This window comes from Rossellomorea orangium, from assembly GCF_019334305.1.
In the GTDB taxonomy this organism is placed as follows: domain Bacteria; phylum Bacillota; class Bacilli; order Bacillales; family Bacillaceae_B; genus Rossellomorea.
Genome location: NZ_JAHWGH010000012.1, coordinates 270,607 through 293,186, shown reverse-complemented (window position 1 = coordinate 293,186; position 22,580 = coordinate 270,607). Strand labels below are relative to the sequence as shown.

The window sequence follows — 22,580 nt, the reverse complement described above, 5'->3', positions numbered from 1 at the left end:
AAAAGATGCCAGACCCCTGTCTGACATCTCCTCCAAGAATCGAATTATCCCCTCAATTCGGCTCCTGCTTTTTCTTTCACTGTTGAAAGTACCTTATCATGCACTTTTACGACTTCCTCATCCGTCAAGGTTTTCGCCGGATCGAAGTATTTCAAGGAGAATGCAAGTGATTTCTTGCCTGCTTCCATATGCTCCCCTTCATAAAGATCGAAGACGGCCACTTCTTTCAGAAGTTTTCCTCCAGCCTCTTTAATGATGGATTGCAGTTCCCCTGCTTTCACATCCACATCTACAACAAGGGCGATATCTCTTGTGATCGATGGATGACGTGGGATCGGCGTATAGCTTAGTGCCGGCTTTTCATAATGAAATACAGGAGAAGCTTTCAGTTCGAACACATACGTTTCGTTCAGATCCAATTCTTTTTCCACTTCCGGATGAATCGCTCCGACAAAACCGATCACTTCGTTATCCAAGAGAATTTCTGCCGTCCGGCCTGGATGCATTCCCTCTACAGTCGCCTGACGGTAAGAGATGGCTTCAGAAACACCGATTTCTTCAAACATTCCTTCAAGGATCCCTTTAGCTACATAGAAGTCAACAGGCTTCTTCTCTCCCTGCCAAGCGTGCTGGTGCCACAGGCCTGTGAGGGCACCTGCGATATGCTCCTGTTCCTCGGGAAGCTCTTCCCCTGCTTCGCTTAAGAAAACGGATCCGACTTCATAGAAAGCAAGTGAATCGTTTTGACGGGCTTTATTGTATGAAACCACTTCTAGAAGCTGCGGAATGATGCTTAAGCGTAGGTTGCTGCGTTCTTCACTCATCGGCATCAATAAACGGACAGGCTCTTTCACGTCCAGTGCATACTGGGTCGCTTTTTTATCATTTGTCAGTGAATACGTGATGGCTTGCAATAATCCTGCTCCCTCTAGATAACGGCGGACAGTCCGTCGTTTCAGCTGGTGATGCGTAAGACCACCAGGCGTTCCTTCTCCTTCTGGAAGAGTAAGCGGAAGATTATCATAGCCGTAAAGGCGTGCCACCTCTTCAAGTAAATCTTCAGGGATGGTGATATCTCCCCTTCTTGTAGGAGCCGTAACGGCAAACGTTTCACCGTTCACTTCGATATCAAATTGAAGTCTGCGGAAGATGTCTTCCACTGTTTCAACTGTGATGTCTGTTCCTAGAGAAGAATTAATTTTTTCCAGAGTGATCTCCACTTTAACAGGTTCTACATCCAATTCATTAACCAATACAGTGCCTTCAAGGACTTCCCCTCCGGCATATTCAGCCATCAATTGAGCCGCTCTTTCTCCTGCTTTCAGGACACGGTTCGGGTCTACTCCCTTTTCATAGCGGGTGCTCGCTTCGCTTCTGAGCCCATGATCTTTCGACGCTCCCCTTACGATGGCACCAGTGAAGTAAGCCGCTTCAAGAAGGACAGTGGTCGTATCGTTCTGGACTTCTGAATTCGCTCCACCCATCACTCCGGCAAGGGCAACAGGTTCCGTACCATTGGTGATAACAAGCTGGCTGCTTGATAAGGTTCTTTCCGCATCATCCAGTGTTACGAAGGTTTCACCATCTTTTGCACGACGGACAAGTATTTCTTTTGAACCGAGGCGGTCATAGTCAAACGCATGGAGCGGTTGGCCATATTCCAACAGCACGTAGTTCGTAATGTCGACTACATTATTATGCGGACGGATTCCCGCTGAAATCAGTGCATTTTGCATCCAAAGTGGAGATGGTCCGATTTTGACATTTTTGATGATCTTAGCACCATATAAAGGATTATCTTCTTTAGCTTCTACTTTAACCGTTACATAATCCGATGCTCGTTCACCAGCTTCGGAAAGATTGGTTACAGGAAGCTTTACTTCACGATCCAGGATCGCTGCCACTTCATACGCAACACCAAGCATGCTTAAGCAGTCTGAGCGATTTGGTGTCAAGCCAAGCTCGAGGATCGCATCATCCAGGTTTAATAATTCAACTGCATTGCGACCGACTTGTGCATCATCACTGAATACATAGATTCCTTCTGCATGTTCTTTCGGTACAAGCTTACCTTCTACCCCAAGCTCTTGCAGGGAACAAATCATCCCGTGGGATGCTTCACCGCGAAGCTTTGCTTTTTTGATTTTGAAATTGCCGGGAAGGACCGCTCCTACTCTTGCCACAGCCACTTTCTGACCTTGTGCTACGTTCGGTGCACCGCAAATGATTTGGACGGGGTCTTCTTCCCCTACATCCACCAGGCATTTATTTAATTTATCCGCATCGGGATGAGGCTCGCATTGAAGTACATAGCCGACGACCACATTTTTGATTTCTTCGCCGATACGTTCTACCCCTTCAACTTCGATCCCGCTTCTTGTAATTTTCTCTGCCAACTCTTCAGGTGTTGTGCCTGATAGGTCTACATAATTTTCCAACCATTTATATGAAACAAACATGTGTTAGTACCTCCTACCCGATTTTCGATTACTCTTGTGTTCCGAACTGTGTGACAAAACGCGTATCATTTGTGTAGAAATGACGGATATCATCGATTCCGTATTTCAGCATGGCAATACGCTCCGGTCCCATACCGAATGCGAATCCAGTATATTTCTTCGAATCAAATCCTGCCATTTCAAGGACATTCGGATGAACCATCCCTGCGCCGAGAATTTCGATCCAACCTGTTCCTTTACATACACGACAGCCTTTTCCACCGCAAATCTTACATGAGATATCCATCTCGACAGAAGGCTCTGTGAATGGGAAGAAGCTTGGGCGTAAGCGGATTTCACGGTCTTCACCGAAAATTTTCTTGGCAAACACATTCAGCGTTCCTTTAAGATCACTCATGCGGATGTTTTCATCAATGACAAGACCTTCGATTTGAGTAAATTGATGTGAGTGTGTCGCATCATCCGTATCGCGACGGTACACTTTACCTGGACAGATGATCTTGATCGGGCCTTTTCCTTTGGCGAGTTCCATCGTTCTTGCCTGAACTGGTGACGTATGGGTACGCAACAGTGTTTCCTCAGTTATATAGAAAGAATCCTGCATATCGCGGGCCGGATGTCCTTTCGGAAGGTTCAGGGCTTCAAAGTTATAATAATCCTTCTCGACTTCCGGTCCTTCAGCAACCGTGTAGCCCATACCGATGAAAAGGTCTTCGATTTCTTCCACGATCATCGTAAGGGGATGATGATTTCCCTTTTTCACGGGGCGACCTGGTAATGTGACATCGATCGTTTCGGATTGAAGCTTCTTTTCCACCGCTTCTTTTTCAAGCACGGCCTGCTTCGCTTCAATTGTTTCCGTGATCGCTCCACGGACTTCATTGGCAAGTGCCCCCATTTTAGGACGCTCTTCCGCTGACAGTTTTCCCATTCCTTTTAAAGCTTCGGTTACCGGTCCTTTTTTCCCCAGATAGGCAACACGGATGTTGTTCAGTTCTTTCAGGTCTTGAGCTTCGTTTACTTTTTCGATGGCTTCTTGTTGAAGGGATCGTAATTTGTCCTCCATTGTTCTTCCTCCTTTAATGTATATCGTCCGAACGGGCGGTTTTAATTTATTTTAAAACAAATAAAAAAACCCCATCCCCAAAAGGGACGAGGTTTATATCGCGGTACCACCCTTATAAGCATATCCACGGGTGGACATACTCACTTCATTCGGATAACGGCTTTGCCGGTGCATCTTTACATTCGCAATAATGGAATGGTCCCGATGCCAACTCGAGAGGTGAAATGTTCACATCATGTTTTCTTAAGGATGCTTGCAGTCTAAAGGCATCCTCTCCCTTAAAGAAGGTCATGTGCTACTTTCCTCTTTCAACGTTTTTAAAGTTATATGTGCATTATTATAGTGAATTTCACAGCAAATTTCAAACCTTTTCAGGGAATTCACTGCCCATTTTTGAAATAGTACAGTAAAACACCTGCAGCTATCGCTACATTCAATGATTCGCTTTTGCCGTAAATCGGAATATAGAGGTTCTGATCCGTCTCCGATAAAAGGTCTTTCGACATCCCATTTCCTTCGTTCCCCATAATGAGGGCGTAAGAAGAGTGCGGCTTGACCGTTGTATATTCAACACCATTTTCAAGGGCGGTCCCGTACACAGGAATGTTCCGCTCCTTCAACATTGGAATGACTTCATGAAGGTCTTTCCTGACAATGGGAATATGGAAATGGCTTCCCTGTGCCGAGCGCAATACTTTAGGGTTATAAGGATCCACCGTCCCTTTCCCTAACACGACCAAATCGATCCCAGCTGCATCGGCTGTTCGGATGATTGTGCCGATGTTACCTGGGTCCTGCAGACCATCAAGGAGCATCAGCGTTGCTGCCTGGTCGATGATATGCTCATCCTCTTTTTGCTTACAGATGGCAAAGATCCCTTGTGAGGTTTCCGTATCAGACAGGACTTTCCCAATTTCATCGGACACCATCGTGATGGAAACAGAGTCCACGTTCCACTTCTGAGGGATGTCGACTCCTTCTACAAGGATGATCTCTAAGACTGTATCTTCCTGTTTTAACGCTTCCTCCACAAGATGAAAGCCTTCAATGATATATGTACGGGTGAGATCCCGTTCTTTTTTGGTTAATAATTTCTTCCACTGTTTAACTACAGGGTTTTTTGAGGATTGAATATACTTCAATCGTATCCGCTCCTTTAAATTCCTATTCAACGTCTCATTATACCTTAACTTTCCTACATAATAAATTCAATTTGAGACAAGATAACAATGAGTTCCTTATCCTAGAAAAAAGGAGAAATGTGTGATGAATCTTAATTTACGTAAAGCGATCATACACAACGTATCTGGTAATAACCAGGACGAACTGAGAGACACCATCGTCGACGCCATCCAGGGAGGGGAAGAAAAAACTCTTCCAGGCCTCGGTGTACTGCTTGAAGTCTTCTGGCAAAACGCAGATCCGCAGGAACAAAAAATGGTCCTTGAAACATTAGAGGAATCATTGCAGCAAATGCATTAGAAACAAGGGCAATCCTAAAAATGGATTGCCCTTGTTTTATTCCTTCCAGGTTTATAGATCGCCCTTTCAGTGGTAATGAAAAATACATATGTAAACAAAAGGGGAAACGCTGTATGAATCATAAGAAAAGCGCATTGTTAATCATCGATATGATTAATACGTTTGATTTTGAGGGCGGAGAGAAACTTTACGAAAATACGCTGAATATCGTCGGGAATATTCGGGAATTGAAGAAGAAAGCAAAGGAAGCAGGAGTACCGGTCATTTATGTGAATGATAACTATGGGCTTTGGCAGGATAATATGAATGACGTCATTGAAGAGTGCAAAAAAGGAAGGGGGAGAACCGTCATCGAGAAGCTTCACCCTGATACCGATGACTATTTCATCATCAAACCCAAGCACTCCTGCTTTTTCGGGACGCAGCTCGATATCCTGCTTCATCAGCTAGATGTAGGGCACCTTATTTTAACAGGCATCGCAGGTGACATCTGTGTCCTGTATACTGCCAATGATGCTTATATGAGGGAATATGATATGTCGATACCAAGGGATTGCATGGCTTCTGAAACGGATGAGGATAATGAAAGCGCCATTCGCATCATTAAAAAAACGATCTCCGCCGACATGACCTTATCCGGGGAAATGACCTTATGAATGCACATAAAAAGAGACCCTTTTCATAAGGGTCTCTCCGTAAAATCAATCAAACGTTATTTTCGCCACTGTCTCTTTATCGAGCTTCTTGATCACTTCTGTAATCAGTTTAACGGCGTTTTCATAATCATCACGATGCAACATGGCTGCATGGGAATGGATGTAGCGTGTTGCGATGGTAATGGATAATGCAGGAACTCCGTTGGCGGTTAAATGAATCGCTCCTGAATCCGTCCCACCACCTGCAATCGCATCAAACTGATACGGGATGTTGTGCTCATCCGCCGTATCCGTAACAAAGTCGCGAAGACCTTTGTGGGAAACCATTGACGCATCGTATAAAATAATTTGTGGACCTTCCCCCATCTTACTTGACGCTTCCTTATCAGAAACACCAGGTGTGTCGCCGGCGATTCCGACATCCACACCAAATCCGATGTCAGGCTGGATCTTCGCTGCCGCCGTCCTCGCTCCACGAAGACCGACTTCTTCCTGTACGGTACCGACACCATAGACGATGTTAGGATGCTTCTCATCTTTCAGATTCCTTAACACATCGATGGCAATCGCACATCCGATTCGGTTATCCCATGCTTTCGCAAGGAGCATCTTCTCATTATTCATCACCGTGAATTCGAAATGAGGGACGACCATATCTCCCGGCTTCACTCCCCATTCCTGTACTTCTTCACGGCTTGACGCACCGATATCAATGAACATATCTTTGATGTCAACCGGTTTTTTCCGCGCTTCCGGAGGCAGGATATGCGGCGGTTTGGAACCGATCACACCTGTCACTTCCCCAGTGCTGGTCACGATCGTCACACGCTGGGCGAGCATGACTTGAGACCACCAGCCTCCTACGGTTTGAAAGCGAAGGAATCCTTTGCTGTCGATCTGTGTGATCATAAACCCTACTTCATCAAGATGGCCAGCCACCATGATTTTGGGACCATTCTCATCGCCGACTTTCTTAGCGATCAGGCTTCCAAGATTATCTGTTGTCACTTCATCTGCAAACGGCTCTATGTATTTCTTCATGACGTCACGTACTTCTCGTTCATTACCCGGTACCCCTTTGGCATCGGTTAAATCCTTGAGCATTGTCAAAGTTTCGTCTAATTTCGCCATTATTTCGACCCCCTAAATGATTATACTCTTCCATTATACTAAAACATGTGTGATTCATCAAAATTTGCTGAATCTTCTTCACTATTCATAGATATGACGCTTTCTTTTAATATCCTTCTTTTTGACGATTATAATTCACTTCATTCTTCTTCACATATGCATCAAACACTTCTTCATGGGAAAATCCAAGTAGTTCCCCCAGATATACATAGTGTCTGAATAACTCCTGAAAATGTTCAACCGAACGTTCTTCAGCAAAATGGTTGGCGTACTTGAACACGTCCATGAATTGCTTTGTCACATCTTCATTCGTATAGTTTGTTTCACCCAAATCAAATTGCTGAATGCCAATTTCGATTCCAAGGGACAGGATGAAGTGCACACCATCCACGAATTCCTCCAGGATTACATCCTTTGAGGAAGAAGGTTTTGTACTCCAGAACTTAAAGCTTCTTGTTTCATTCGCCAGTTCCCCTACTTCTACAAGTAAAGCAAGGATCTTCTTGTCGACCAGGTCTTCTTTTTCTAATCCATGTTCTTCTTCGATATGCTGATCCAGTTTCTTCTGCATGTCCAATAACTTCTCAATGTTCATCGTCATTCTCCCCTTATGATGTCTGTATTTATGTCGCTCACTCTTAGTATGACAAATTTTTAAACAAATTTTAAATAATATGAAACCTTTTTCTGTTTTAACCGTAAATTATAGTGGAAGAAATATGCCTATGGAGGTAATGGTGATGCTTTGGATTATTCGGTTAGTGATTTTTGTCCTTATTATTTATCTTTTATACAGCAGCGTGAAATACATTATGAACCCAAAGCGAAAACTCGAGCTTGCCCAAGAGCAGAAACGTTTTTATTTTCTGGATGATCAGGAAAATGTCCGAAAGAATTTCCACATAACATATAAAGGTGTCCGATTCGAAGGGGAAAAATATCTGGGGGCTACAGACCGGTCTTTCGAAGTTGTGTCCATTTTTGTATGGACGAAAAATGTCTCTTCCCTGAATGGCCTCACCCGGGAGGACTTCGAATATTTACAAAACGAAATCAGAGAACGATACCCCAATGCCAAACTCGACTGGAAAAGCCCGATCCACGAATTTCTTCAAAACGCGCAACAAAAAAACGACTAGCCAGTCGTTTTTTTAATTTTATTATTTTCCTAAACATTCATGCTGTTAAAGAAGCTAGTAGCGGTTGATTACAGCGAGAGGTGCTCGCTTTCCGCGGGGCTGGCGGTGAGCCTCCTCGGCTGCGCCTGCGGGGTCTCACCTGTCCAGCAATTCCCGCCGGAGTCGAGCACCTTCCGCTCCAATCAACTCATGATGATATTTTTATCCAATAAGTTAAATGATGGCTAAGTACTATTTAGCTCTGTCACCAAAATCTTGTTAAGAGGGTGGTGGGAACTGCGTAGACTCCTGCGGAAAACGGGCGAGCAAGACCCCGGAAGCGAAGTGTGCTGAGGAGGCTTGGCCGAACGTCCGCGGAAAGCGAAGCAGTTCCCACCACCCTCTAGCACACACTCATTGACAGAGCATCGCGATACACATTTTGTGTAAATAACAACCATTGATTTTATTTACTGGGAAAAAACTCTCTCCACTGAATAACACGCACTTTTTCTCTTAAAAGGTAGAATAGGACAATGAGTGCAAGGAAGATCATAACGAGAATGGGCGGGGAAAATTGTTTGATGTACTGGCCGAAGACAGTGTAAAAGAACGCCAGGGGAATGTTTGAAAGGACAGATGCACGAATGAAGGGCTTGAGCTCCTTCTTCCGTTCGAGCAGACAAAGATTTAAGAGCTGATAATGGACAAAAGGGATCAACCTGAGAACGGCGATTTGGCCTGTCGTAAGGGTTGCATTCCGGCCGAACCATTTCTCCTTCAATCGTAGAAGCTTTTCGTAAAACGATTTGAATCCTTTGATGACAAAATAAAAAGTGACAGATAAGAGCGTTAATCCGATCAATGAATACACCGTGCCGAAGAGGCTGCCGAACAGTACCCCTCCCGCCATGCAGACAAGGGCGACGGGAATGAACAAAAACTGCCTCAGGACGTGAAACAAGATAAACAGAACAGGAGCCATATATCCGCTTGATTCCATCAGGGCGAATGCAGCTACCAACCGTTCGTCCATGGCTAACGCGACCTCCTTCTGCTTTTCTAAGCTGTTTCTACACACTCTCTATATAGTATGTAGAAGAGACGGGTTAAAGAATGAAAACTTTGATTTCAGAGATTCGCATTCAACCAGATGAACAGCACGCAGTGGAGCATGACAAGCAGCGGAAAGCCAAGGGCAAACTGTTTGTGCTTGGTTTTATGCCTGAACACCTTCATACCCAAATACGCTCCGACGCTTCCCCCAACGATGGCCACCTGCCACAGTACCCGCTCACTGATGCGGTATTCGTGTTTCTTCGCTTTCTTTTTATCCCTTCCCATGATGATAAAACCGATGATATTCATGACGACGGCATAGATATATAAGATACCGGTTAGTGAATCCACGTAATCTACCTGCTTTCTATTTTTTGATGATATAAGAAAGGACCGGCCGGGGGCCAGTCCTTTTATCTGCTAACAGAGTCAGCAGGTATTATTTGTTTAGTTGAGCTTTAGCAGCGTCAGCTAATTGGTTGAATGCTTTTTCGTCAGAAATCGCAAGCTCAGCAAGCATTTTGCGGTTTACTTCGATACCAGCAAGTTTCAATCCGTGCATTAAACGGCTGTAAGAAAGACCGTTCATACGTGCAGCCGCATTGATACGTGTGATCCATAGTTTACGGAAATCACGTTTCTTTTGGCGACGGTCACGATAAGCATACATGTATGATTTCATAACCTGTTGATTTGCTACTTTATATAAAGTATGTTTTGAACCGAAATAACCTTTGGCTAATTTAAGAACTTTTTTACGACGTCTGCGTGTTACTGTTCCGCCTTTTACGCGTGGCATAATAATTCCCTCCTGTTTCTATTACTTCTTATTTTAGGTTGTCAAGCATATGACGAATGCGTTTGAAATCTCCTTTAGAGACAACAGCCGCTTTACGTAGCTTACGCTTTGCTTTAGTAGATTTGTTTGCGAATAAGTGGCTTGTGTAAGCGTGTGAACGTTTAAGTTTACCAGAACCTGTTTTCTTGAAACGCTTAGCTGAGCCGCGGTGAGTTTTCATTTTTGGCATGATGCTTTTCCTCCTCGGGTCCTTTATTTTTCGTTGACTGGTGCAAGCACCAAGAACATACTACGACCATCCATTTTTGGTTTTGATTCAACGGTTGCTACATCTTTACACTCATCACTGAAGCGATCCAGAACGCGTTGACCAATTTCTTTGTGCGTGATCGCACGACCTTTAAATCGGATTGACGCTTTAACTTTGTCTCCTTTTTCAAGGAACTTACGAGCATTACGAAGCTTAGTGTTGAAATCATGTTCATCAATCGTCGGGCTTAAACGCACCTCTTTAAGATTGATGATCTTCTGATTCTTACGTGCTTCTTTTTCTTTCTTCTGTTGTTCAAATTTAAACTTACCGTAGTCCATGATACGAGCAACGGGTGGTTTTGCATTTGGAGCAACAAGAACAAGATCAAGGTTTACACGTTCAGCAATTTCAAGAGCTTCATTCTTGGATTTAATCCCAAGCTGCTCACCGTTTTGATCGATAAGACGTACTTCACGGGCACGAATCGTTTCGTTTAAGATCATGTCTTTGCTAATAATTAGCCACCTCCAAGGTTTATTAAAAGAATACACGGCTTTGGTTGACGTACTCGCTTCCCTTTTTGTGTATAACACACAAAAAAAGATGCGAGTGTCGAAACACCCGCACCTGATTATTAAGCATATATAAATGGCTTTAATAGTCAATCACATACCTGTAAACAGCTTTAACGCGTTATTCAGGTGAGAAGCGGGTAGCTCCTGCTTGTACCAAACTGTATTCAATTCACCTTAGATACTATATCACATGACAATACCGCTGTCAAATAATCATTTAATATCACAACGTATTTCATAATATCAGACATCTAAGGAGAGTGCAACAGTTTTTTTGAAATTTATTGGGGAGGGACGGACCTCCAACGGAAAGATTATTGTAAACCTTAATGACCATCGGGAGGTCCGTCCCTCTTCTATTATTAGCGATTCGCTTCTTTTGTGATGTGGGCGATGAATGCGTCAAGGGAAATCGTTTCGGATTTTTGCTCGCCGTATTTACGGACGTTGACGGCCGTTTCCTTGATTTCATTGTCTCCCACGACAAGCATGTAAGGGACTTTACTCATCTGTGCTTCACGGATCTTATAGCCGATTTTTTCATTACGGTCATCGATGTCGACACGAAGCCCTTCAGCCTGAAGCTTTTCTTTCACTTCTTTCGCATAATCGAAGTGGACATCCGGAGAAACCGGGATCACTTGAACCTGCGTTGGAGCGAGCCATGTCGGGAAGGCTCCTTTGTACTCTTCGATCAAGAATGCCACGAATCGTTCCATTGTGGATACAACACCACGGTGGATAACAACCGGACGATGCTGCTTCCCGTCTTCCCCAACGTATGTTAAGTCAAAGCGCTCTGGAAGTAAGAAGTCCAATTGAACAGTGGATAGTGTTTCTTCTTTACCCAGTGCCGTCTTCACTTGCACATCCAGTTTAGGTCCATAGAATGCCGCTTCTCCTTCTGCTTCGAAGTACTCGACATCCAGTTCATCCATCGCTTCCTTGATCATACCTTGTGCACGGTTCCACATCTCATCGTCATCAAAGTACTTCTCAGTATCTTCAGGATCGCGGTACGAAAGACGGAACGAATAGTCATTCAGATCAAAGTCCTTGTATACTTCCTGAACAAGACGCACGACACGCTTGAATTCTTCCTTGATTTGATCAGGACGGACGAAGATATGGGCATCATTCAGAGTCATTCCTCGTACACGCTGCAGACCAGAAAGAGCACCAGATAATTCATAACGGTGCATCGTACCCAGCTCGGCGATACGGATCGGAAGCTCACGGTAGCTGTGGATGCCGTTTTTGTAAATCATCATATGGTGAGGGCAGTTCATCGGGCGAAGGACAAGATCTTCATTGTCCATTTCCATGACCGGGAACATGTTTTCCTGATAGTGATCCCAGTGACCGCTTGTTTTGTACAACTCAACGCTACCCATGATTGGAGTGTAGACGTGGTCATAGCCCAGACGCTCTTCTTTATCAACGATGTAACGCTCGATGATACGACGAATCGTTGCACCTTTTGGCAGCCACATTGGAAGACCTTGTCCCACTTTTTGCGAGTTCATGAACAGGTTCAATTCTTTACCGATTTTACGGTGATCACGCTCTTTCGCTTCTTCTAAGAGACGAAGATGCTCTTCCAGGTCTTCCTTCTTGAAGAAAGCCGTACCGTAAATACGTTGAAGCATTTTATTATCGCTGTTTCCTCGCCAGTAAGCACCGGCGATACTTAACAGCTTGAATTCCTTGATTTTATTTGTAGAAGGGATGTGGACTCCACGGCACAGGTCGAAGAATTCACCCTGCTCATATATGGAAACCTGCTCCCCTTCAGGAATGGCTTCAAGCAGTTCAAGCTTATATTCGTCACCGATTTCTTCGTACATTTTCTGCGCTTCATCTCGGCTCACTTCTTTACGTACCACTTCCAGATTTTCACCTGTGATCTTCTTCATTTCCTTCTCGATCACCGGAAGATCTTCCGGAGTGAATGTGTGCTCCGAATCGATATCGTAGTAGAATCCGCCTTCAATGACCGGACCGATTCCAAGTTTCGTTTCAGGATATAAACGTTTGATCGCCTGTGCCATTAAATGGGCTGTACTGTGACGAAGGACTTCAAGGGCATCCGCTGAAGGAGCTGTAACAATTTCAATCGCTCCATCTTCCTGAATCCCTGTACGCAGGTCGATCATTTCACCATTTATTTTACCAGCCAGCGCCTTCTTCTTCAGTCCTGGACTGATGGACGCAGCAATCTCTTCTGTTGTTGTCCCTTTAGGAAACTCCTTGACATTTCCATCAGGGAACTGCATTTTCACTACTTCTGACATGTGATTTCACTCCTTAAAGTATCGTTATAAAACATAAAAAAACCCCGCCCCTTCACGTTTGAAGGGACGAGGTTAATAAGTAAACTCGTGGTTCCACCCAACTTCTCACTGTGTGCCGGAGCACCCAATGACTTCATTGAAAACGAATAACGACATTTAGCCGTCAATCAATACTGTGGATCCTTTATGATCCCGTTCATGATTGAAGTTCCGAGGCGGTAAATATCACTACCGAATTAGGAAGCTTGCAGCCTGGTGACTTCCCTCTCTGTGAATGGAATAGAAATATTGTTGTCCTCATCATAACCTTTATTTATTGACTTATTATGTAGGTATTATAATCGGTTATGGTTTGAAAAGCAAGCCTATTCATTCGCGATATCCCATGAAGGATACAAGAGGGTATCGGGAAAATAACTCGACGGCAAAAGGTCGATCCGCTCTTCAAAAATATTTTGAAGGGTCCTGATCAATTGATGGTCGCTTTGCCCGTAAACGAGTATCTTCTCAGGAGCAAGGGATAATAACGGCGCAATGGTGAATGAATCAACGTATAACGGGTGATTCGTCAGAAGACGTTTATCAATTAGCTTCGTCAAATCCCCGCGAGCCACTTCCTTCATATCTTCATCAAAAAAGCGAAAACCATAGCCCGTCGAGTATAAATGAATCGTGCGCATCTTCTGCTCCCTTGATGCCAGATACTCCCGAAGCATATGAACAAACATTTGATATTCCTGCTCCATCTTATATTCATCTATGGCGAGGTCCACCATCAACTTCAGTCTTTCCTGAAGCTTCTTCAGCCTGAATTTACTAAAGGAATCGAATGATATGGGGGCTTTCCCTTCCATCAATGGCTCCAAACTTTCAAGGACGTAGCCGGCTTCATCCCATTCCCCGATCAACTCCATCAATTCCGGCCGTTCCCCCATTCTCAATTCTGATACGATTTCTAATATCTGATTGATTTCATCCACATCTTCATAGAAATAGTTTTCCCTTAGGACTGATTCGGACCAGTCCATGCATTTATCATTGATGACGAATTTAGAAACACCCTTGAACAGCTTTTCTCTTTCCTTAAAGAAGGGGGAAACGTCTATCGTCAGATTATAGTGCGCTTTATGTTGAAAGAGCGTTTCATGGAACCATGATTGGATGAATTCTTTATTGAGGTATCCTTGAAGCTTTATCGCATCGTTTTTTTGCTTGAAAATAAATTCAATCAAACTTTCTCGCCTCCTTAAACCCAATTCCCTGATTTATATATATGGGAGGCTTGTATAAATTAGAAGTTGATGAGGGAATTTCTTTTCCGTGGGGCAGGGTTTGTGGAAGATGTGATGGAAAAGGTTTCGTTTCCGTCAGGGGCTTGGGGGGATGCAGTGGTTGGGATAATTACAGAGGCTTCTGGAGGCAGTCTCGTCTGGATTGTTGCGGATTCGTCTCTTAAGTGAGGCAGTCTCGTCTGGATTGGCGTTGGTCCGGTCGTTCGTTACAGCAAATCCAGCCGATTTCACTGTGAAACAAGCCGTTTAGCACGAAAATCCAGCCGAAACTTAATATAATCCAGCGGTTTTCTGTGAGAATCCAGCCGATATCCTACAAAATTCAGCCGTTTAACAAAAAATGTAAAATACAACCGCACCACCTCAACCAGTTCCACAAAAAAAAGAAAGGAAACCGCATGCGATCTCCTCTCCATCAATCTATTCTCTTCTATTCCTGCCGTCAATCAACACAGGCTTGGACAAATATTTAATCCGCTCCATGATCCGCGCAGCCTTCAATTTCTCTTCTTCCCCACGCTGGCTATAGGTCAAGTGATGGGTCAGTTCGTTGAAATTAAAGTTGGAAGTAAAGAATGTCGGCAGGTTCTCGAGCATCCGATACTGGAGAATCGTCCCGAGGATTTCGTCCCTTCCCCAACTCGACATCGTTTCCGCTCCGATATCATCCAGCATGAGGATCGGTGCCGATTTCACCATTTCAAGCTTTTCATTCACGGAATTATCACCGAGTGACTGCTTGATTTCCCTGAAGAACTCCGGTACATATACAATCAAAGACCCGATCTTTTTCTCGGCAAGTTCATTAGCCATAGCCCCTAACAGATAGGATTTCCCGACACCGAACTTCCCGTAAAAATAAAGACCCTTCATTTTTGTTCCTTCTGTATAGGTCTCCACGAAATTTTTCGCCAAACGCACAGCTTCGAGACGGCTTTTCGAATCAAGTTCCAGGGTCTGGAACGACGCTTGTAAAATATCTTTGGGTACATAAAGACTTTTGATCAGACGCTGGGCACTCGTTCTTTCATCATGGATGACTTTACGCGGGCAGCGATGATAGTCGATGTCGATGGTATTGCCCCTGATCACCAAGTGAGGGTCATATCCTTCCATCATGTTCTTACATTCCTGCAAAGAAGGGCAGTAACGACACTCCTTGCTTTGGGAAATGTATTCATACAGCTTCATCAAGCTTTCATTGACCATTTCACTAGTTACAAGGCCTTCGTTCCTGCGGATAAAATCTTTCACATCATTGTTCTCTAAGATCTCTTTTTTCATTTGCTCATATCTCTGTTGAAACGAACCAGAAGTCGCCAACCTTTTTAAGGTGTTATTGATTTTCTCCACCGTTATGTTCACCTACTTCCGAAAATTTTTAAGCTCTTCTTCGAGTTTTTTCTTTTCTGCTTCGAAATCGTATCCGTCAGAAGGGGAATCAGATTCTTCAGGAGCTTCCTCTTCCTTGAACCAGTCGGGAAGCTTTTCAGTACGAATCGGCTTTCTCCGCCTGTTCGATTTGGTTTCTTTTTTACCTTCCGCCCACTCGAGATACTGCTTATGTTCATTCTTCGCAAGTATCATCGCTTCACTAGCCGACGTCACCTTTTTCCTGGACCAATGGGAAGCAATCTTCTCCATATATCCTTTTGTCAACTTCATGTCCGTTTTCAATAACACGTATTGAATCAGCACATTCATGACGCCTATCGGCAGCTTCTGTGACATGAGCACTTCTTCCACAGCCTGCAGATCCGCCTTTGAAGGAGAACCGCCATTGGAAATATCAGAAAGAACGTCCTTTGGGGATGTCGTTTCCAAATAGTCAATGAGCTCCTCTTCCTGAGAGAGAGGTTTATCCCGAACGGCAGGTTTCTTCGCTTCCATTCTCGTCGTCAGGTCCGGCAGCTGATCTCCCGTTTGCATGCCGTACCAGTCCCGGGCGGTTTTCCGCAGTAATTCGATATCGATTGCATCATCTGCATCCAGTGAGCTTAATACGATGTTCTTCATTTGAAGAGGATTGATTCCATAAAGATAGCTCAGCTTCAACACCGTTTCTTTCACATTCTGTGTAAAAGCTTTCCGCGGGACCATGGATTCGGATAAACCGGCAAGCAACAGTTGAAAATCAAAATCGACTTCGTCCAAGGCAAGTCCATCATTTTTACCGTATTTCATATATTGTTCACCAGTGCCGGTTTCTGAATCCACATTGGCATCATGATGAAGGAAGTTGATCTGTTCCGACGTAAACACATCCTGAAACGAACGGGTAATGTTGGTGTACTGATTCATATCAACGGACACATCCGTAAAAAACTTCTTTAAACGAAGATAATGGGTGCGTCCGATCTTGCGGTATAGATATACATTCAGCATTCCATCATGAAAGAATTCCCGAGGGGAAAGGGGCGGCTGCAGTTCATATAGAAATTGCCGGTCTTCATCATCCTTTTTTTCATATACCTTCAACAGCCCGATCCCTTCAAGCTTCATCCTGGCTTCATAGACGTCCTGAAGGTTGACGGAAAGAACGTTCATGAGATGGTAATGGGTGGAATCCGTCGACCATAGACGATTTTCCTCTACTTCCCCCCACAAACTCATATAGAGGCTGTAGCACACAGAACCGATTAGAGGCTGGTACAAAAATGTGATGATTTTACGGTCATATTCCTGAAGCATCCCATTAGTCCCTACCGTATAGTGATCGATCGGCTGTATTTCATTCCAATGCTTCTTCATCATAGTTGGATTCTACCTTTCAATACATAAAGAGAAAAGAGCTAAAGAATACTATCTTCAGCTCATTCTTCTACTCTTTTTTTATCAATTCTTTTAATTCATCTATAAATACATTAATATCTTTAAATTGTCGATATACGGATGCAAAACGGACATATGCCACTTCATCTACTTTTGCAAGATGATCCATGACCATTTCTCCGATCTTGACAGATTCCACTTCAGAGGAACCTTGATTCCGCAGGTCCTTCTCAATGTCTGTTGAGATCTTTTCTAATCTTTCAAGAGGCACAGGGCGTTTCTCGCAGGCCTTAATCAGCCCTCTCAAAATCTTTTCTCGACTAAACTCTTCTCTTACCCCTTCTTTTTTGACCACAATTAAAGGAAGCTCCTCAACCTTCTCGAACGTTGTAAAGCGAAAATTACACACTTCACATTCCCTTCTTCTTCTGATCGAACGTCCTTCATCAGCAGGACGGGAGTCCACTACTCGTGTACCATTATGCTGGCAAGACGGGCATTTCATAATATCAGCTCCGTTATTACAAACTATTACCTTCATCATATAAAAAAGCGGCGACTTTCACAAGCATCTGAAGGATTTACCGTTATTTCACTTTGGTCAATTCACTATCAAGCTGGTGATAATAATGGCTGATCTGCGCTTTTAAAACCGTGTATGTACCAAAAATCTTCCCTTTATCGGCACTGACCTTGAAGTCCACTGCCGTTTCAAGCGGCCTTACTGTAATCACAGTGGCCACGATGAACAATTGGGGCGTCCCGTTTTTTCGGACTGTGATTTCCCCTCTGTCCTTGGACTGTGAGATCACCTCATACTCTGAGGATGAGAATAATCCGAGTACTGCATTGAATGCACTTTGATGCATTGATTTATAATAGCGGGATTTCAGCTCTTTATCTTCATGTTGATCGGATGTTTCGCATTCTGATTGAAATCGCTTCAATAGGGTTCGTATTCCACTCATATCAAGTTCCTCCCTTTAGTTATCCTTATTTTACACGAAATGTCACAATTGAAAAACCCAAAAGTGTACAGGTGAAAAATGCGCACAAAAAAAGAGATGCATGAAACACGCATCTCTTCTGAGTTATTATGAATTAAAGGGCTTGAGCCTGAGACTTCTTCACTTGTACAGGACCCATTCCACGCGGCAATTCAATCGTTTCGCGTGTGTCAGCACCAAGAGCATCTGCAATATATTCAGCAGCGATATTAGGATCTAAATCACCGCAAGTATATACATCAATACTGGCATAACCATGTTCAGGAAAGCTGTGGATAGTTAAATGTGATTCTGAGATGATCACCACTCCACTCACACCTTGAGGCGCAAACTTGTGAAAAGCTACCTCACGTACTTCTGCACCTGACTTAAGCGCAGCATCTACGAATGTTTTCTCAATTCCAACTACATCGTTTAATTTTTCAAAATCGCAACCCCATAATTCAGAGATTACATGACGTCCCATTGTTTCCATTTTCGTATTTCCCCCTTTGACATGATTTTTTTCGTCAAAATGAACGAATCCTTTGGCAAAATCTTAACTACCACGGGGGAAAGTTAGTCCGAAGAGGTCCTAACCCTTTAAGTAGCTAAATCAGTATTCATTTGCTAATAAGAAGTTCACGAAAAATAGTATACTTTGTTTAAAACTCTTTTGCAATAAATTTTTTCAAGTTTTTTAACCCTGTAAAGTGATAATCCTTCTCACCTTCTGATATACAAACAATTTGTAGAAATTTCACCTCCTCATCGGAGACCGTTCCTTTCCGCTCCACTCTGTGGTTCTACACTATTACTCACCATACGGCTTTAAAAATAGCACTGGCAGACCCTAAACAAATCTTTTGCCAATGGAACTCCTAGATACAAAAGCCATAAAAACTACCCAATGCCAACTTTTCATTAGGTAAATAAAGAAAAGAACGCACCCGACAGGTACGTTCTAATAATTTGATTTATTGTTTATGTTGGTTCTTTCAAACGTTGACTTCTTGTTTGGCGTTCATTTTGTTTGCTACGAATTTAGCAAGGTCGACGACGCGGCATGAGTAGCCCCATTCATTGTCGTACCATGCGAGCACCTTCACTTTACGGCTGCCCATGACCATCGTGGACAATCCGTCGATGATGGCTGAATGAGGGTTTGTATTAAAGTCGATCGATACCAATGGTTCTGTTGTGTATTGAAGCACACCGTGCAGGGAACCGAGGGATGCGGTGATGAATGCTTCATTGATTTCTTCCACGGTTACGTCCCTTTTCACATCCACGACTAAATCAACCAATGAAACGTTTGGAGTCGGAACACGCAGTGCCATTCCGTGAAGCTTTCCGTTCAATTGCGGAAGGACCAATGATAATGCTTTTGCAGCACCCGTCGTGGTCGGGATGATCGATTGTCCGCACGCTCTTGCTCTTCGTAAGTCTTTATGTGGATTGTCGATATTTTTTTGATCATTTGTATAAGCGTGTACGGTTGTCATGAGACCGTTTTCAATTCCAAACTGTTCATCCAGCACTTTTGCAACAGGCGCTAAGCAGTTCGTCGTGCAGGAAGCGTTTGAGATGACGCTGTGTTCTTCTATATTTAATGCGCTTTCATTTACACCCATCACAATCGTTACGTCTTCATTTTTACCAGGGGCCGTCAGGATGACTTTTTTGGCTCCGGCTTCTAAATGAAGGCTTGCTTTATCCTTTGAATTGAATTTACCAGTCGCTTCGATCACGATATCGATATCCAACTCGTTCCAAGGTAATGCTTTAGGATCACGATTGCTTAATAACAGGACACGTTTACCGTTGACGATGAGTGCATCATCTTCTGTCACTACGTCTGCCTGGAAAGTACCATGATTTGTGTCATACTTTATTAAATGGGCTAACGTTTCAGCCGGGTAGCTTGCATTGATGGCTACAACCTCTAATTCATCCTCTAAGATCGCTTTTCTGAAAACCATTCTCCCAATACGTCCAAAACCATTGATTGCAATTTTCGCCTTCATAAATCCGGCTCCCCTCTATATTAATGTTATACTTATATGTTTATTTGCTAAAAATAGTATAACATATTTAGAGAATTAGTTAATAAGTATTTTGCGGATTTTAAATGTTTTATAATTCTGACAAATGTGCTTATTGTATGTATATTTTTGTGGTTTGGAAACATACGTGTTTTCAAATTACCCCGTTTAATAATTTGTAGGGATATGTGCTGGGTTGAGTTCCGCTCCAGGTTGCTCGCTTTCCGCGGGGTGGGCGGTGAGCCTCCTCGGCTGCGCCTGTGGGGTCTCACCTGTCCCACTTTTCCCGCAGGAGTCGAGCAACCTTCCTCTACACTCAACCATTGATATCATGATGGGACCAATTAAAACAACATATAACTCTACAGCAATAGTCAATCTAAAAAACAAAATGACCGACAAGAATTTTCTTGTCGGTCATTTATTATACTATGGTTGTAAATCCCATTCTGCTAATAGGGCTTCAAGCTGTTCTTTAGTTTCTTGCAGTGATCCGTTGTTGTCGATGACGGCGTCGGCTAGATTGACTTTGTCTTTTAATGGAAATTGGGAAGCGATTCGTGCTTCTGCATCTTCACGATTAAAATGATTTCGTTCCATTAAGCGTGATAGCTGTGTTTCCTCGTTCACGTAGACCAGGAGGGTGCGTTCCACCATCCACGTCAGGTCGCTCTCGAATAGTAAGGGTATATCCAGGAATATTGTATGTTTGCCGGCAGCTATGGCTTCATCCTTGTGCTGCAGCATCATGCTTCTTACCGCTGGATGGACGATGCTGTTCAGTTTTTTTCGTTTTTCTTCGGAGTTGAAGATGATTTGACCGAGTTTTTCACGGTTGATGGTTGAATCGTTTTCGTGAAGGATGGTGTCACCAAATTCCTCCACAATGGCAAGGTAGGCCGGCTGGCCGACTTCTACGACCATGCGGGAAGCCAGGTCTGCATCGATGATTGTATATCCTTTTTCATTTAACATGGTGGAAACGGTGCTTTTACCGCTCGCAATACCACCTGTCAATCCTATAATAGTTGCCATGATCGAATCCTTTCGTACCAGCCATTAAAACCGCAGGATCCCAATGAGGATGAGCAGGACGCCCGGAAGAAACGAGACGCGGTGAATCCAGCGAAGATGTGAGAAGAATTCCCCCATTTTCAATCCGGAAAATAAGAACGAAAAGCTCATCACAAAGATCGCAAGGGTGAGCATGACTGGTGAGAAATGTAATAATGCGGCACCGATCCCGGCACCGAAGGCATCCAGTGACAGGGCAATCCCCAGCATGAACGCTTCGATACCCGTAATCGTACCGGATTTATCAAAGTCCGCCGTAAGCGGTCTTCTTAATATTTGTATCACTAAACCTATGGATTTGATTTCAAAATTGATCAATGTTTTTTCATGTGATAACACCGTTTCCTTTTCCGGTCTGAAAAACTGGTAAAGAACGGCTGCGCCGATCACGACAAGGATCAGTCCGCCGATCCTCCCTGCCCAGACCGGGGTAATGACGGATCCGATGGTTTGACCGAGTAACATGGCCAGCAATAATGAGCTCGCTGAACAGATCGATATGATGCTGATTGATTTTGTAGGGATTTTCACTTTTCGCAATCCATAAGTCAAACCAGTGCTAAAACTATCGAGACTCACAGCAAACGCCAGCAGTAATAAGGAGATTGTTTCACTCATCTAATAGCCCTCCCAAAAATCATTACAATACTATATGGTAAGGGCTTATCAAATGTTAAACCTTCTTTCTACCGCTGACATCGGGGACAATAATGAGTCCCTCTCCCGGCTGATACTTTCTTCTCGATGGGCGTCCCGCAGTTACGGCAAGGCTCTTCTTTCCTGCTGTAAACATAAAGATTCTGCTGGAACATCCCCATCTGCCCCTGGGAGTTCACGTATGACCGGATCGTACTGCCACCCATTTCCACGGCTTCGGTCAACGTGTGAATGATTTCCCTGTGCAGTTGTTTGATTTCATCTTGTGACAGGGACTTCGACTTCCGGTCAGGATGAATGCCGGCACGGAATAAGGCTTCATCCACGTAAATATTCCCAAGGCCCACAAGAACCGTCTGATCCAATAAGGTCGCCTTCACGATCCTGTCCGTCCTGCCAAGCTTTTCAGCCAGGTAATCCACTGTGAATTCAGAAAGGAAAGGCTCTGGTCCCAATTGAAGAAGGGGAAGGTGAAGCAGTTCCTCCCCTTTCTTGAACAGATGCATCGTACCAAACTTCCGGACATCGCGGTATCTGAGCTCCGTCCCGTCCGTAAAGTGAAAGATGACATGAGTATGTTTTTCAATGGGATCCTGATGTTCCGCTAAGTTATACTTCCCTTCCATTCTTAAATGGGAAACGAGGGCAACATCATTCAAGTAGAAGATGAGAAACTTCCCTCTTCTCCTCATTTCAAGGATTTCCTGACCTTTCAGACTATCAGTGAATTCATCCGTTTCAATGGGATTTTTGATCATTTTCGGCCAATAGACACTGACATCTTTAATCTTCTTTCCGAGGACCAGGAGCTCCAATGTCTTTCTGACCGTTTCTACTTCAGGCAATTCAGGCAATGTGGCAC

24 protein-coding genes and 2 other annotated features are annotated in these 22,580 nt (G+C 43.8%); of the genes, 3 read left to right on the top strand and 21 right to left on the bottom strand.

The window, feature by feature from the left end; all coding sequences use genetic code 11:
• Positions 1-44: 44 nt before the first annotated feature.
• The 3 genes from pheT to KYJ26_RS08050 form a co-directional block, all read right to left on the bottom strand.
• On the bottom strand, positions 45-2,459 hold the full coding sequence (pheT, locus tag KYJ26_RS08065; RefSeq protein ID WP_219166759.1) for a phenylalanine--tRNA ligase subunit beta: 2,415 nt from the start codon (positions 2,457-2,459) through the stop codon (positions 45-47).
• A gap of 28 nt (positions 2,460-2,487) precedes the next feature.
• Positions 2,488-3,525: a phenylalanine--tRNA ligase subunit alpha gene (gene pheS / locus KYJ26_RS08060; RefSeq protein WP_219166758.1), complete on the bottom strand. Its 1,038-nt coding sequence runs from the start codon at positions 3,523-3,525 to the stop codon at positions 2,488-2,490.
• Between the two features lie 79 nt (positions 3,526-3,604).
• Positions 3,605-3,846: a binding site (T-box leader), on the bottom strand.
• A gap of 59 nt (positions 3,847-3,905) precedes the next feature.
• On the bottom strand, positions 3,906-4,667 hold the full coding sequence (locus KYJ26_RS08050; RefSeq protein ID WP_219166756.1) for a TrmH family RNA methyltransferase: 762 nt from the start codon (positions 4,665-4,667) through the stop codon (positions 3,906-3,908).
• A gap of 124 nt (positions 4,668-4,791) precedes the next feature.
• Here KYJ26_RS08050 and sspI point away from each other — a divergent pair, with 124 nt between their 5' ends.
• Both sspI and KYJ26_RS08040 read left to right on the top strand, forming a co-directional pair.
• The gene (gene sspI, locus KYJ26_RS08045; RefSeq protein ID WP_206851204.1) at positions 4,792-5,007 is read left to right on the top strand and encodes a small acid-soluble spore protein SspI; all 216 of its coding nucleotides are present in this window, start codon (positions 4,792-4,794) and stop codon (positions 5,005-5,007) included.
• 113 nt (positions 5,008-5,120) lie between these two features.
• Positions 5,121-5,663 (top strand): cysteine hydrolase family protein, encoded by a 543-nt coding sequence (locus KYJ26_RS08040; RefSeq protein ID WP_219166755.1) that lies wholly within the window; start codon positions 5,121-5,123, stop codon positions 5,661-5,663.
• A 45-nt stretch (positions 5,664-5,708) separates the two neighbouring features.
• On the opposite strand, the gene KYJ26_RS08035 is transcribed toward KYJ26_RS08040, so the two are convergent.
• Together KYJ26_RS08035 and KYJ26_RS08030 are read right to left on the bottom strand one after the other, a co-directional pair.
• Complete coding sequence (locus KYJ26_RS08035) at positions 5,709-6,794, bottom strand: M42 family metallopeptidase (protein ID WP_219166754.1); 1,086 nt, start codon at positions 6,792-6,794, stop codon at positions 5,709-5,711.
• Between the two features lie 106 nt (positions 6,795-6,900).
• On the bottom strand, positions 6,901-7,389 hold the full coding sequence (locus KYJ26_RS08030) for a dUTP diphosphatase (RefSeq protein ID WP_219166753.1): 489 nt from the start codon (positions 7,387-7,389) through the stop codon (positions 6,901-6,903).
• Between the two features lie 145 nt (positions 7,390-7,534).
• Here KYJ26_RS08030 and KYJ26_RS08025 point away from each other — a divergent pair, with 145 nt between their 5' ends.
• Positions 7,535-7,933 (top strand): sigma-w pathway protein ysdB, encoded by a 399-nt coding sequence (locus KYJ26_RS08025; RefSeq protein ID WP_219166752.1) that lies wholly within the window; start codon positions 7,535-7,537, stop codon positions 7,931-7,933.
• Positions 7,934-8,378: 445 nt separating this feature from the next.
• Here the strand turns inward: KYJ26_RS08025 and KYJ26_RS08020 are convergent, their stop codons facing one another.
• The 16 genes from KYJ26_RS08020 to mutM all read right to left on the bottom strand — a co-directional run bounded on the left by KYJ26_RS08020 (position 8,379) and on the right by mutM (position 22,572).
• Complete coding sequence (locus KYJ26_RS08020; RefSeq protein WP_219166751.1) at positions 8,379-8,948, bottom strand: TVP38/TMEM64 family protein; 570 nt, start codon at positions 8,946-8,948, stop codon at positions 8,379-8,381.
• Positions 8,949-9,043: 95 nt separating this feature from the next.
• Positions 9,044-9,322, bottom strand: a complete 279-nt coding sequence (locus tag KYJ26_RS08015; protein WP_308807551.1) for a DUF1294 domain-containing protein — start codon at positions 9,320-9,322, stop codon at positions 9,044-9,046.
• Positions 9,323-9,410: 88 nt separating this feature from the next.
• Positions 9,411-9,770: a 50S ribosomal protein L20 gene (rplT, locus tag KYJ26_RS08010; RefSeq protein WP_034757014.1), complete on the bottom strand. Its 360-nt coding sequence runs from the start codon at positions 9,768-9,770 to the stop codon at positions 9,411-9,413.
• A gap of 28 nt (positions 9,771-9,798) precedes the next feature.
• Positions 9,799-9,999, bottom strand: a complete 201-nt coding sequence (rpmI, locus tag KYJ26_RS08005; RefSeq protein WP_032087387.1) for a 50S ribosomal protein L35 — start codon at positions 9,997-9,999, stop codon at positions 9,799-9,801.
• Positions 10,000-10,022: 23 nt separating this feature from the next.
• Positions 10,023-10,541, bottom strand: a complete 519-nt coding sequence (gene infC / locus KYJ26_RS08000; protein WP_167562127.1) for a translation initiation factor IF-3 — start codon at positions 10,539-10,541, stop codon at positions 10,023-10,025.
• Between the two features lie 73 nt (positions 10,542-10,614).
• Positions 10,615-10,754 (bottom strand) — a sequence feature (ribosomal protein L20 leader region).
• A 206-nt stretch (positions 10,755-10,960) separates the two neighbouring features.
• Positions 10,961-12,892: a threonine--tRNA ligase gene (gene thrS, locus KYJ26_RS07995; protein ID WP_219166750.1), complete on the bottom strand. Its 1,932-nt coding sequence runs from the start codon at positions 12,890-12,892 to the stop codon at positions 10,961-10,963.
• A gap of 365 nt (positions 12,893-13,257) precedes the next feature.
• Positions 13,258-14,124 carry a sporulation protein YtxC gene (gene ytxC / locus KYJ26_RS07990; RefSeq protein ID WP_219166749.1) on the bottom strand — a complete coding sequence of 289 codons (867 nt, stop codon included), beginning with the start codon at positions 14,122-14,124 and terminating at the stop codon, positions 13,258-13,260.
• 480 nt (positions 14,125-14,604) lie between these two features.
• Complete coding sequence (gene dnaI / locus KYJ26_RS07985; protein WP_219166748.1) at positions 14,605-15,537, bottom strand: primosomal protein DnaI; 933 nt, start codon at positions 15,535-15,537, stop codon at positions 14,605-14,607.
• 12 nt (positions 15,538-15,549) lie between these two features.
• Positions 15,550-16,935, bottom strand: coding sequence for a replication initiation and membrane attachment family protein (locus tag KYJ26_RS07980; RefSeq protein ID WP_219166916.1), 1,386 nt, complete (start codon positions 16,933-16,935; stop codon positions 15,550-15,552).
• 70 nt (positions 16,936-17,005) lie between these two features.
• Positions 17,006-17,461, bottom strand: coding sequence for a transcriptional regulator NrdR (gene nrdR / locus KYJ26_RS07975; RefSeq protein ID WP_219166747.1), 456 nt, complete (start codon positions 17,459-17,461; stop codon positions 17,006-17,008).
• Between the two features lie 82 nt (positions 17,462-17,543).
• Entirely contained in the window at positions 17,544-17,924 is a 381-nt protein-coding gene (locus KYJ26_RS07970; protein WP_219166746.1) for a cytosolic protein, read from the bottom strand.
• Between the two features lie 133 nt (positions 17,925-18,057).
• Positions 18,058-18,438, bottom strand: coding sequence for an adenosylmethionine decarboxylase (gene speD / locus KYJ26_RS07965; protein ID WP_034756998.1), 381 nt, complete (start codon positions 18,436-18,438; stop codon positions 18,058-18,060).
• A 502-nt stretch (positions 18,439-18,940) separates the two neighbouring features.
• Positions 18,941-19,969 carry a glyceraldehyde-3-phosphate dehydrogenase gene (locus KYJ26_RS07960; protein WP_219166745.1) on the bottom strand — a complete coding sequence of 343 codons (1,029 nt, stop codon included), beginning with the start codon at positions 19,967-19,969 and terminating at the stop codon, positions 18,941-18,943.
• A gap of 447 nt (positions 19,970-20,416) precedes the next feature.
• The gene (coaE, locus tag KYJ26_RS07955) at positions 20,417-21,022 is read right to left on the bottom strand and encodes a dephospho-CoA kinase (protein ID WP_219166744.1); all 606 of its coding nucleotides are present in this window, start codon (positions 21,020-21,022) and stop codon (positions 20,417-20,419) included.
• 24 nt (positions 21,023-21,046) lie between these two features.
• Positions 21,047-21,679, bottom strand: coding sequence for a sporulation membrane protein YtaF (gene ytaF, locus KYJ26_RS07950; RefSeq protein WP_219166743.1), 633 nt, complete (start codon positions 21,677-21,679; stop codon positions 21,047-21,049).
• Between the two features lie 68 nt (positions 21,680-21,747).
• Positions 21,748-22,572, bottom strand: coding sequence for a DNA-formamidopyrimidine glycosylase (mutM, locus tag KYJ26_RS07945; protein ID WP_219166742.1), 825 nt, complete (start codon positions 22,570-22,572; stop codon positions 21,748-21,750).
• Positions 22,573-22,580 lie beyond the last annotated feature (8 nt).

Coding starts and splice junctions, on each gene's coding strand:
- coaE (WP_219166744.1), bottom strand. CDS start 21,022: ATGGCAACTATTATAGGATTGACAGGTGGTATTGCGAGCGGTAAAAGC.
- KYJ26_RS07980 (WP_219166916.1), bottom strand. CDS start 16,935: ATGAAGAAGCATTGGAATGAAATACAGCCGATCGATCACTATACGGTA.
- KYJ26_RS08035 (WP_219166754.1), bottom strand. CDS start 6,794: ATGGCGAAATTAGACGAAACTTTGACAATGCTCAAGGATTTAACCGAT.
- pheS (WP_219166758.1), bottom strand. CDS start 3,525: ATGGAGGACAAATTACGATCCCTTCAACAAGAAGCCATCGAAAAAGTA.
- pheT (WP_219166759.1), bottom strand. CDS start 2,459: ATGTTTGTTTCATATAAATGGTTGGAAAATTATGTAGACCTATCAGGC.
- rplT (WP_034757014.1), bottom strand. CDS start 9,770: ATGCCACGCGTAAAAGGCGGAACAGTAACACGCAGACGTCGTAAAAAA.
- sspI (WP_206851204.1), top strand. CDS start 4,792: ATGAATCTTAATTTACGTAAAGCGATCATACACAACGTATCTGGTAAT.
- KYJ26_RS08030 (WP_219166753.1), bottom strand. CDS start 7,389: ATGAACATTGAGAAGTTATTGGACATGCAGAAGAAACTGGATCAGCAT.
- nrdR (WP_219166747.1), bottom strand. CDS start 17,461: ATGAAATGCCCGTCTTGCCAGCATAATGGTACACGAGTAGTGGACTCC.
- rpmI (WP_032087387.1), bottom strand. CDS start 9,999: ATGCCAAAAATGAAAACTCACCGCGGCTCAGCTAAGCGTTTCAAGAAA.
- KYJ26_RS07970 (WP_219166746.1), bottom strand. CDS start 17,924: ATGAGTGGAATACGAACCCTATTGAAGCGATTTCAATCAGAATGCGAA.
- KYJ26_RS08025 (WP_219166752.1), top strand. CDS start 7,535: ATGCTTTGGATTATTCGGTTAGTGATTTTTGTCCTTATTATTTATCTT.
- ytaF (WP_219166743.1), bottom strand. CDS start 21,679: ATGAGTGAAACAATCTCCTTATTACTGCTGGCGTTTGCTGTGAGTCTC.
- thrS (WP_219166750.1), bottom strand. CDS start 12,892: ATGTCAGAAGTAGTGAAAATGCAGTTCCCTGATGGAAATGTCAAGGAG.
- speD (WP_034756998.1), bottom strand. CDS start 18,438: ATGGAAACAATGGGACGTCATGTAATCTCTGAATTATGGGGTTGCGAT.
- KYJ26_RS08020 (WP_219166751.1), bottom strand. CDS start 8,948: ATGGACGAACGGTTGGTAGCTGCATTCGCCCTGATGGAATCAAGCGGA.
- KYJ26_RS07960 (WP_219166745.1), bottom strand. CDS start 19,969: ATGAAGGCGAAAATTGCAATCAATGGTTTTGGACGTATTGGGAGAATG.
- KYJ26_RS08040 (WP_219166755.1), top strand. CDS start 5,121: ATGAATCATAAGAAAAGCGCATTGTTAATCATCGATATGATTAATACG.